The sequence below is a fragment of the Sphaerotilus sp. genome (assembly GCF_041083715.1).
Classification (GTDB): Bacteria; Pseudomonadota; Gammaproteobacteria; order Burkholderiales; family Burkholderiaceae_C; genus Sphaerotilus.
The window spans coordinates 1-9,862 of sequence record NZ_JBFPGY010000168.1; the positions used below are offsets into that span (position 1 = coordinate 1).

A 9,862-nucleotide genomic window follows, 5' to 3' on the forward strand; every position below is an offset into this window, starting at 1 on the left:
ATACCAGCCAGCAGCCAGCACTGCACCAAGACATGCGGATCACCTGCCCCCACTGCCAGCACCGCGGATTCACTGCACTCGCCAAACTGAAGGCCAATCCGGCCTGGCCCGTGCGCTGCAAGTATTGCAAGCACCGCTCACATCCCGAGCCATGGTGGAGCGTGCTGGTCTGCGGTCTGGCCCTCGGGCTGGTCACCACCGCAGGGGCCGCATGGCTGAGCCAGTGGCCCTGGTGGACGGTGGGACCGTTCGCCGCGCTGCTGGCTGTCGGCATCCACCAATTGCTCCTGCGACCCAGCATCGCCATCAACAGCGCCGTCACCCGGCGGACGCGCGTGAAGGTACTGGTGCTGGGCACACTGGCTTTGGTCGCTGCACTGGGCCTGCTGTCCGTCGCCCAGATGAGCGACTCGGCACCGCAGGCCAGCACCGCCCCTGCCACGTGACGGCCTGGCAGACCCCGTGGTCACCAGTCAGCAATCGGCCGGCGCCTGCTGGTGCCAGTCCGTGGCTTGCTGCAGTGCGTGACCAGCGTGCAGCAACGCACCTTCCTGCCAGTAGTTGCCGATGAGCTGCAGTCCGACAGGCAGCCCTCCCGCACCAAAGCCCGCAGGCACGCTGATGCCCGGCAGCCCCGCCAGCGACGCTGGCAGCGTGAAGATGTCGGCCAGGTATTCGGCCACCGGGTCGGTCTGGCTGCCGATCGGGCGCGCCACGTTCGGTGACACCGGGCCGGCGATCAGATCGCACTGCGTGAACGCCGCCTGGAAGTCGTCGGCGATCATGCGCCGCAGCTTCTGGGCCTGCAGGTAGTAGGCGTCGTAGTAGCCGTGCGAGAGCACATAGGCGCCGATCATGATCCGGCGCTTGACCTCGGTACCGAAGCCTTCGCTGCGGCTCTTGCGGTACATGTCGTTCAGATCCTTGTACTGCGCCGCGCGGTGCCCGTAGCGCACGCCGTCGAAGCGGCTCAGGTTCGAGCTGGCCTCGGCCGGGGCGATGATGTAGTAGACGGGGATCGACAGCTCGGTGCGCGGCAGGCTGACCTCGACCAGCGTGGCGCCGAGCGTCTCCAGCTCGGCCAGCGCCGCGCGGGTCGCGGCCAGCACGTCGGCCGACACGCCATCGCCAAAGAACTCCTTGGGCAGGCCGATGCGCAGGCCAGCCAGCGGGCGGTCCGCGGTCGCGCCTTCGCGCAGCGCGGTGGTCGCGGCAACGAAGTCAGGCACGGGCTGCTCCGCGCTGGTCGCATCCCGCGGATCGAACCCGCTCATGGCCTGCAGCAGGTGCGCGCAATCCAGCGCCGAACGTGCCATCGGGCCGGCCTGGTCCAGGCTGGACGCGAAGGCGATCATCCCGTAGCGCGAGCAGCGGCCGTAGGTCGGCTTGATGCCGGTGATGCCGGTCAGCGACGCAGGCTGGCGCACGGAACCACCGGTGTCGGTGCCGGTGGCCGCCGGGATCAGCCGCGCCGCGACCGCCACCGCACTGCCGCCCGAGGATCCCCCGGGAATGCGGTCGGTGTTCCATGGGTTGCGTGCCGGGGTGTACGCCGAGTTCTCGTTCGAGCCGCCCATCGCGAACTCGTCGCAGTTGAGCTTGCCCAGCGTCACCGCACCGACCGAGGCCAGCCGACTGACGACGGTCGCATCGAACGGGCTGCGGTAGCCGTCGAGCATCTTCGAGCCGGCGGTGCTCGGGAAGTCGCGGGTGACGAAGATGTCCTTGTGCGCGATCGGCACGCCCAGCAGCGTGTGGCCGGCGCCGGCCACGCCCCGGGCGCGCCAGGCGTCGGCGGCGGCGGCCTGGGCCAGCGCGACGTCGGCGTCGACCGCCAGGAAAGCGCCGAGCGCGGAATGCGTGTTCACGCGGTCCAGCAGATGGCGGGTCAGCTCGACGCTGGAGATCTGCTTCGCGTCGAGCAGGCGGGACAGGTCGGCCACGCCCAGGGCGTGCAGGGGGGACGTCGACAGGGTCATGGCAATCTCGCTCGGGCTCATTCGATCACGCGTGGCACCAGGAACAGCCCGCCTTCGACGGCCGGGGCGCTCTTCTGGTTGGCGGCCCGGTTGTCGGGCTCGGTCACCGCGTCCTCGCGCAGGCGCAGGACGACGTCCTGCACCGCCGACAGCGGGGTGTACAGCGGAGCCACGCCGGTGGTGTCGACCGCACGCATGCGCTCGACGATGTCGAAGAAACCGTTGAGCTCGCCCAGCAGACTCGCCTGCTCGGCCTCGCTCAGTTCAAGCCGTGCCAGATTGGCAATGCGGCTCACATCCTGGGGCGTGAGTGCCATTTGTGTGAACTATGAAATGAATTGGGCGCACTGGGCGCAGATAAGACCCCTACATGGGAGGTCATCAGACGCCGACATGGAGTGGCAGGCCCGGTGTGGACAAGGTCACGCCGCAAGCCATGGGGTATTATCACCCGCCCTTTGTTCATGTACCCGTCGGTTCTGGATCAACTGATTGCTGCGTCGCACCACGACACACAATGGGTTGGCGGGCCCCGAATTTCCAGCCCAGTCACGCTCACCAGCAGTCCAAGTCGGCTGCAGGGATGCTTACGAGTTCACCATGTTCGGATCGTTGCGTCGATATTTCTCTACCGATCTCGCGATCGACCTCGGCACCGCCAATACCCTGATCTACGTTCGAGGCACGGGCATCGTGCTGAACGAGCCCTCGGTGGTGGCGATACGCCATGAAGGCGGCCCGCACGGCAAGAAGACCATCCAGGCGGTCGGCGCCGAGGCGAAGGCCATGCTCGGCAAGGTGCCGGGCAACATCGAGGCCATCCGCCCGATGAAGGACGGCGTGATCGCCGACTTCACCGTCACCGAGCAGATGCTCAAGCAATTCATCAAGATGGTGCACCCGCGCTCGCTGCTGCGGCCCAGCCCGCGCATCATCATCTGCGTGCCCTGCGGTTCGACCCAGGTCGAGCGCCGCGCCATCCGCGAGTCGGCGCTCGGCGCCGGCGCCAGCGAGGTCTACCTGATCGAGGAACCGATGGCCGCGGCCATCGGCGCCGGCATGCCGGTGTCGGAAGCGTCCGGCTCGATGGTGGTCGACATCGGCGGCGGCACGACCGAGGTCGGCGTCATCTCGCTGGGCGGCATGGTCTACAAGGGCTCGGTGCGCGTGGGCGGCGACAAGTTCGACGAAGCCATCATCAACTACATCCGCCGCAACTACGGCATGCTGATCGGCGAGCCCACCGCCGAAGCCATCAAGAAGGAAATCGGCTCGGCCTTCCCCGGCTCCGAGATCAAGGAGATGGAGGTCAAGGGCCGCAACCTGAGCGAAGGCGTGCCGCGCAGCTTCACGGTATCAAGCAACGAGATCCTGGAAGCGCTGACCGACCCGCTCAACCAGATCGTCTCCTCCGTCAAGAAGGCGCTGGAGCAGACCCCGCCCGAACTGGGTGCCGACATCGCCGATCGCGGCATGATGCTGACCGGCGGCGGTGCACTGCTGCGCGACCTCGACCGACTGCTGGCCGAGGAAACCGGCCTGCCGGTGCTGATTGCCGAGGATCCGCTGTCGTGCGTGGTGCGCGGCTGCGGCATGGCGCTGGAACGCATGGAGCGCCTCGGTTCGATCTTCACGTCGGAGTGACCGTGATGTCCACGGTCGTGGTTGGCGCCTGCTGACATGCCACTGGGCACACTGGATCGCTCCCCACCGCCGTTTTTCCGCCAGGGCCCTTCGGCCCTGTCGCGGCTGCTGTTCTTTGCTTCGCTGTCGGTGCTGCTGATGGCCGCGGACAGCCGGGTCGGACTCACCACGCCACTGCGCACGGTCGCTGCCGTGCTGCTCAATCCCATTGAACGGGGTCTGCTGGTCCCCGTGCACGGCGTGAGCTCGGTCAACGACTACCTCTCCGGCATCGCCCTGGCCCAGCAGACCACCGAGCGTGCCCGGGTCGAACTGACCCGCCAGGCAGAGCGCTCGCTGCAGGCGGACCAGCTGCTGCAGGAGAACGCCCGACTGCGCGCGCTGCTGGAGCTGCGTGCGCGGCTGTCGGTGCGGACACGGGCTGCGGAAGTGCTCTACGACGCACCCGACCCCTACACCCGCAAGATCATCATCGACCGCGGCAGCAGCCAAGGCGTGCAGCACGGCTCGCCGGTCATCAACGAGCTGGGCGTGCTCGGGCAGGTGACGCGTGTCTATCCGCTGACGTCGGAAGTGACCCTGGTGGTCGACGAGAACGCAGCCATCCCCGTCCACAACATCCGCACCGGCCACCGCGGCGTCGCCTTCGGCGATCCGTCGGCGGACAGCATGGAGCTGCGCTTCGTCGCCGCCAATGCCGATGTGCAGGTCGGCGACATCCTGCAGACCTCCGGACTGGATGGGGTGTACCCACCGGGCTTGCCCGTCGCGCGGGTGAGCCGGCTTGACCGCCGGACGCAGTCGGATTTCGCCAAGATTGCCCTGACGCCGGCCACCAAGCCCGACAGCGTGCGGCATGTCCTGGTGCTGGAACCCGTGGGCACCCAGCAACCCCCCAAGCCAAGCCCGGCCGACGCCGCCCTGCCCGTCCATGCCAAGGATGGCCCGCCGCTCGCCAAACCCTCGGCCAAGACCTCCCGCAAGGACAAGGAATGAGGGCCACGACACCATGATGCCCCGCTCGGCCGATCAACTGCTGCTGCCGGTGAATCCGTGGTTCATGTGGACCACGCTGATCATCGCGCTGGCCCTGAATCTGGTGCCGATCGGGCGCCAGCCGGCCATGCCCGACTTCATCGCGCTCGCCCTCGTGTTCTGGAACGTGCACCAGCCACGCCGGGTCGGCGTCGGCGCGGCGTTCGTGTTCGGCCTGCTGATGGACGTCCACCAGGGCGGACTGCTCGGCCAGCACGCCATGGCCTACACGCTGGTGAGCTACTTCGCCATCACGATCCACCGCCGGCTGCTCTGGTTCACTGCGCCAGCCCAGGCGGTGCACGTGCTGCCGCTGTTTGCCGCGGCACACATCACCTCGCTGCTGCTGCGCATGGCCTCCGGTGGCGAATTTCCGGGCTGGCCGGTGCTGCTGTCGCCGATCTTCGAGAGCCTGCTGTGGCCGCTGGTGAGCCTGATGCTGCTCGCGCCGCAGCGACGGGCGCCGGATCCTGACAAGAACCGTCCGCTGTGAAGCGCTCGGGCCTGGGTGCGATGACCGAACTGCGCAATGTCGAACAGGAGATCGACCAGTTCCGCGTACGGCTGATCGTCGCGGCACTGGTGGTGCTGTGCTGCTTCGGGCTGCTGCTGGCGCGGCTGTTCACGCTGCAGGTCATCAAGTTCGACGAACTCACCACCAAGGCCGAGAACAACCGCATTGCCGTGGTGCCGATCGTGCCCAACCGCGGCCTGATCGTGGACCGCAACGGTGTCGTGCTGGCCGACAACTACTCGGCCTACACACTGGAAATCACCCGCTCGCAACTCGAAGATGAGCTGGAGCAGGTGATCGACCAGCTCGGCGAGGTCATCGAGGTCCAGCCCCGCGACCGCCGCCGCTTCAAGCGCCTGATGGGTGACTCGAAAAGCTTCGAATCGATCCCGATCCGCACGCGCCTGAGCGACGAGGAGGTCGCGCGCTTCACGGCGCAGCGCTACCGCTTCCCCGGCGTCGAGATCAAGGCGCGGCTGTTCCGCAACTATCCCTACGGCGAACTCGGCGGCCATGTGCTGGGCTACATCGGCCGCATCAACCAGCGCGAGAAGGACGACATGGCCGACTGGTCCGACGAGGACCAGGCCAACTACCGCGGCACCGACATCATCGGCAAGCTCGGCATCGAGCAGAGCTACGAGCGTGATCTCCACGGCACCACCGGCTTCGAAGAGGTCGAGACCAGCGCAGGCGGTCATCCAGTGCGCCGCCTGCGCTCCGAACCGGCGACGCCGGGCAACACGGTCCGCCTGTCGATCGACATCAAGCTGCAGGCGCTGATCGAGGAGCTGTTCGGCACCCGGCGGGGTGCGCTGGTCGCGATCGACCCGCGCAATGGCGAAGTGCTGGCCTTCGTGAGCAAGCCAGGCTTCGACCCGAACCTGTTCGTCGGCGGCATCGACCAGGACAGCTGGAAAGAACTCAACGAGTCGCTCGACAAGCCCATGCTGAACCGCGCGTTGCGCGGCACCTACCCGCCCGGCTCGACCTACAAGCCCTTCATGGCCATGGCCGCACTGGTCACGGGCAAGCGCACGGCCACCCAGACCATCTACGACAACGGCTTCTTCATGTTCGGCAACCACCGTTTCCGCAGCCACGGCGACGGCGGCCTGGGGGCCGTGGACATGACGCGCTCGATCGTCCAGTCGAGCAACGTCTACTACTACGGCCTGGCCAACGACATGGGCGTGGACCTGATCCACGACCAGATGGACCTCTACAGCTTCGGGCGCAAGACCGGCATCGATCTCGAAGGCGAGTCCACCGGCGACCTGCCGTCGACCGAGTGGAAGCGCAACAAGTACAAGCGCCCCGAACAGAAGCGCTGGTACGCCGGCGAGACCATCTCGCTGGGCATCGGCCAGGGCTACAACAACTTCACCATGCTGCAGCTGGCCACGGCCATGTCCACGCTGGTGTCGGGTGGCCTGCGCTTCGAGCCTCGGGTGGTGCGCGAGATCGAGAATGTCATGACCCGCGAGCGGCACCTCGTGTCCTCGCATGCCGTCACGCCGCTCGACCTCAAACCCGAGAACGTGGCCGTGATCCGGCGCGCCATGTACGGCGTGACCCAGACCGGCACGTCGACCAAGGTGTTCGTCGGCGCGCCCTACCTGAGCGGCGGAAAGACCGGCACGGCGCAGGCCGTCGGCGTGCGCCAGAACGAGAAGTACAACGCGTCCAAGCTCGCCGAATACCAGCGCGACCACTCGCTCTACACCGCCTTCGCACCGCTGGACGAGCCACGCATCGCGCTGGCCATCATCGTCGAGAACGCTGGTTTCGGCGCCGAGGCGGCCGCGCCGATCGCACGGCGGGTGCTCGACTACGTGATCTCCGGCGTCTACCCCACGCCGGAAGACATCGCCATCGTCCAGAAGGGCCACGGCTCGGCACCGATCGGGCCAGGGCTGCCGGTGGCGTCCGTGCCGCTGCCACCGACCCGGGCGGCCGGCGTCGATGCGGAATCGACGGCAGCCTCCGCCGCGGCAAGCGCCCTCGCCTTCCCCGCTTCCGACGCATCGACGCCCGCGAGCGCACCGCTGGCACCGGCACCGGCACCGGCAGCGCCCGCACGGCCGGCTTCGGCCTCCGCCATGCCCATCACCCCCACGCGCCCGTTCAAGTGGGTTCCCCGGCGGACGCCCGGCCCGGCGCCACCCGTTCCGGTCGCGGGCACCCCGCCGAGCGCTCCGCGATCGACACCGTGAGCACACCATGATCCTGCAGTCCTCGTTCGGGCAACCCACACTCTGGCAGCGGGTGCGCCCCTGGTTCAGCGGGTTCGATCCCCTGCTGTTGCTGGCCATGCTGGCACTGGCCTGCATCGGACTGACCGCGATGTACTCGGCCGGCTTCGACAACGGCGCCCGCTTCTCGCTGCAGATCCGCAACATGGTGCTGGCCGGGATGGTGTTCTTCCTCGTCGCGCAGGTGCCGCCGCAGCGCTTCATGGCGCTGGCCGTGCCGCTCTACACGGTGGGCATGATCCTGCTGATCATGACGGCACTGTTCGGCATCGACCCGACCCACAAGGGCGCCCGCCGCTGGCTCAACGTCGGCATCATCATCCAGCCCAGCGAGATCCTGAAGATCGCCACGCCGCTGATGGTGGCCTGGTGGTTCCAGCGCCGCGAGGGACGCCCCCGCACCAGCGACATCGTGCAGGCGTTCCTGCTGGTGCTGATGCCCTTCCTGCTGGTGGCCAAGCAGCCTGATCTCGGCACCGGCATCCTCATCTTCGCCGCGGGCTTTTTTGTCATCTTCTTCGCCGGCCTGTCATGGAAGGCCATCCTGCCGGTGGCCGTGATCGGCATCGCGGCCACCGTGGCGATCGTGCTGGCAGGGCCGACCATCTGCGAACCGGACGTCGACTGGCACGTCCTGCACACCTACCAGAAGAACCGCATCTGCACCCTGCTCGACCCGACCCGCGACCCGCTCGGCAAGGGCTTCCACATCATCCAGGGCATGATTGCCATCGGCTCCGGCGGTGTCACCGGCAAGGGCTTCCTGAAGGGAACGCAGACGCACCTGGAATTCATCCCGGAGCGCACCTCGGACTTCATTTTCGCGGCCTATTCCGAAGAGTTCGGCCTCGTGGGCGACCTGGCGCTGATCACCAGCTACATCTTCCTGATCGTGCGCGGCCTGATGATCGCCGTCGAGGCACCGACTACTTTCTCCCGGCTCATGGCTGGGGCGATCACGATGAGCTTCTTCGTCTACGCCATGGTCAACATGGGCATGGTCAGCGGCATCCTGCCCGTGGTGGGCGTGCCGCTGCCGTTCATGAGCTATGGCGGTACGGCCCTGGTGACGCTGGGCCTGTCCCTCGGGATCCTGATGGCCATCGCCCGCTCAAGGCGGTTGATGCAGAGCTGAGGCGTCCTGCGCTGGCGTGCCAGCCAGTGGCGCATGGTGCAGGCGGATCGTGAACCGTGCGCCTGGCCCTTCACCTGCCGGCACCTGGGCAGGCGGGCGGGCATCGTCCAGCACGACCGAGGTGCCGTGCTGCTGGGCGATCTCCGCCACGATGGCCAGCCCGAGGCCCGAGCCATCGACGGTGGTGCCCAGCGCCCGGTAGAAGGGCTGGAAGACGAGATCCCGCTCGCCCGCCGGAATGCCCGGACCTGAATCCTCGATCTGCAGCACCACCACCTGCCCGAATGGATCCGGCACGATGCGCACGGTGACCGTGCCACCGCGTGGGGTGTAGTGCAGCGCGTTGTCCACCAAGTTGGTGATCAGCTCGCGCAACAGCATCGGGTGACCCAGCACCCGTGTATCGCCCGGGCGGCGCAGGCCATTGGGCACCTGCGTGTCTGCGCCTTCGAAACCCAGATCGATGCCGGCATCCAGCGACTGCGGCACGAAGTCGCGCACCACGTCGGTGGCCAGCGCCTCCATGTCGACCTCGTCGCGTGCCACGGTGCCCGCCTTGGCGTCCGCCCGGGCCATCGAGAGCAGTTGGTTGACCATGTGTGCCGCGCGCTGCGAGGCATGCGCCATCTGCGCCAGCGACGCCTTCATGATCTCCGGGTCGCCGTGGCCGGCATCGATCTCGCGGGTGGCGAGTTCGGCCTGCATCCGCAGTCCGGCCAGCGGCGTCTTGAGCTGGTGCGCCGCATCTGCCAGAAAGCGCTTCTGCGTCAACAGCGCGGTCTGCTGGCGCTCCAGCAGGTCGTTGATCGACTGCACCAGCGGCGACACCTCCTCCGGCACTTCGTGCACGTCGATGGGGGAGAGGTCGTCGCTGGCGCGTTCGCGGATGCGCTGCTGCAGCGCGTTCAGCGGCGCCAGCCCACGCACCAGCGCCAGCCACACCAGCAGCACCGCCACCGGCAGGATCACGAACTGCGGCAGGATCACGCCCTTGATGATCTCGGTGGCCAGCCGCGAGCGCTTGGTCAAGGTCTCGGCCACCTGCACCAGCACCGCCCGCTCGCCCGCGCCGCCACTGATCCACTGGTAGGCCACGCGCACGCTGTCGCCGTGCACCTCGTCGTCGCGCACGCGCATCTCGCCCAGCACCTGCGCGTCGTCCTCGGAGGGCAACATCAGGTCCCGGTCACCGCTGACGAATTCGCCGCGCGGCCCGAGGACCTGGTAGTAGACGTTGTCGACCTCGTCCGCACGCAACATCCGGGCGGTCTCGCGCGACAGGTCGAAATAGACGCTGTCG

The 9,862-nt window shown here is 67.7% G+C and carries 9 protein-coding genes; 6 read left to right on the forward strand and 3 right to left on the reverse strand.

Translation table 11 applies throughout. From position 1 onward, the window contains the following. Positions 1-446 (forward strand): MJ0042-type zinc finger domain-containing protein (locus AB3X43_RS07550; RefSeq protein ID WP_369429241.1); only part of this gene is annotated, 446 nt, incomplete at its 5' end. 27 nt (positions 447-473) lie between these two features. On the opposite strand, the gene gatA is transcribed toward AB3X43_RS07550, so the two are convergent. Together gatA and gatC are read right to left on the reverse strand one after the other, a co-directional pair. Further along, positions 474-1,979, reverse strand: a complete 1,506-nt coding sequence (gatA, locus tag AB3X43_RS07555; protein ID WP_369429242.1) for an Asp-tRNA(Asn)/Glu-tRNA(Gln) amidotransferase subunit GatA — start codon at positions 1,977-1,979, stop codon at positions 474-476. 17 nt (positions 1,980-1,996) lie between these two features. Further along, entirely contained in the window at positions 1,997-2,296 is a 300-nt protein-coding gene (gatC, locus tag AB3X43_RS07560; protein ID WP_179634079.1) for an Asp-tRNA(Asn)/Glu-tRNA(Gln) amidotransferase subunit GatC, read from the reverse strand. Between the two features lie 283 nt (positions 2,297-2,579). Here gatC and AB3X43_RS07565 point away from each other — a divergent pair, with 283 nt between their 5' ends. The 5 genes from AB3X43_RS07565 to rodA are packed head-to-tail and all read left to right on the forward strand — an operon-like array spanning position 2,580 to position 8,562. Further along, the gene (locus AB3X43_RS07565) at positions 2,580-3,623 is read left to right on the forward strand and encodes a rod shape-determining protein (protein WP_179634078.1); all 1,044 of its coding nucleotides are present in this window, start codon (positions 2,580-2,582) and stop codon (positions 3,621-3,623) included. 36 nt (positions 3,624-3,659) lie between these two features. Continuing rightward, on the forward strand, positions 3,660-4,619 hold the full coding sequence (gene mreC / locus AB3X43_RS07570) for a rod shape-determining protein MreC (RefSeq protein ID WP_369429243.1): 960 nt from the start codon (positions 3,660-3,662) through the stop codon (positions 4,617-4,619). Between the two features lie 13 nt (positions 4,620-4,632). Further along, the gene (gene mreD / locus AB3X43_RS07575; RefSeq protein WP_369429244.1) at positions 4,633-5,151 is read left to right on the forward strand and encodes a rod shape-determining protein MreD; all 519 of its coding nucleotides are present in this window, start codon (positions 4,633-4,635) and stop codon (positions 5,149-5,151) included. A gap of 20 nt (positions 5,152-5,171) precedes the next feature. After that, entirely contained in the window at positions 5,172-7,388 is a 2,217-nt protein-coding gene (gene mrdA / locus AB3X43_RS07580; protein WP_369429246.1) for a penicillin-binding protein 2, read from the forward strand. 13 nt (positions 7,389-7,401) lie between these two features. Then, positions 7,402-8,562, forward strand: a complete 1,161-nt coding sequence (gene rodA, locus AB3X43_RS07585; RefSeq protein WP_369429247.1) for a rod shape-determining protein RodA — start codon at positions 7,402-7,404, stop codon at positions 8,560-8,562. On the opposite strand, the gene AB3X43_RS07590 is transcribed toward rodA, so the two are convergent. Beyond that, positions 8,539-9,862, reverse strand: a 1,324-nt coding sequence (locus tag AB3X43_RS07590; protein WP_369429245.1) for a sensor histidine kinase, incomplete at its 5' end; no start/stop codon positions are given. The two genes, rodA and AB3X43_RS07590, sit on opposite strands and share 24 nt — an antisense overlap.

What these genes read in the sequence shown, in the direction of transcription:
- gatA (WP_369429242.1), bottom strand. Translation starts at nt 1,979, where the DNA reads ATGACCCTGTCGACGTCCCCCCTGCACGCCCTGGGCGTGGCCGACCTG.
- gatC (WP_179634079.1), bottom strand. Translation starts at nt 2,296, where the DNA reads ATGGCACTCACGCCCCAGGATGTGAGCCGCATTGCCAATCTGGCACGG.
- AB3X43_RS07565 (WP_179634078.1), top strand. Translation starts at nt 2,580, where the DNA reads ATGTTCGGATCGTTGCGTCGATATTTCTCTACCGATCTCGCGATCGAC.
- mreC (WP_369429243.1), top strand. Translation starts at nt 3,660, where the DNA reads ATGCCACTGGGCACACTGGATCGCTCCCCACCGCCGTTTTTCCGCCAG.
- mreD (WP_369429244.1), top strand. Translation starts at nt 4,633, where the DNA reads ATGATGCCCCGCTCGGCCGATCAACTGCTGCTGCCGGTGAATCCGTGG.
- mrdA (WP_369429246.1), top strand. Translation starts at nt 5,172, where the DNA reads ATGACCGAACTGCGCAATGTCGAACAGGAGATCGACCAGTTCCGCGTA.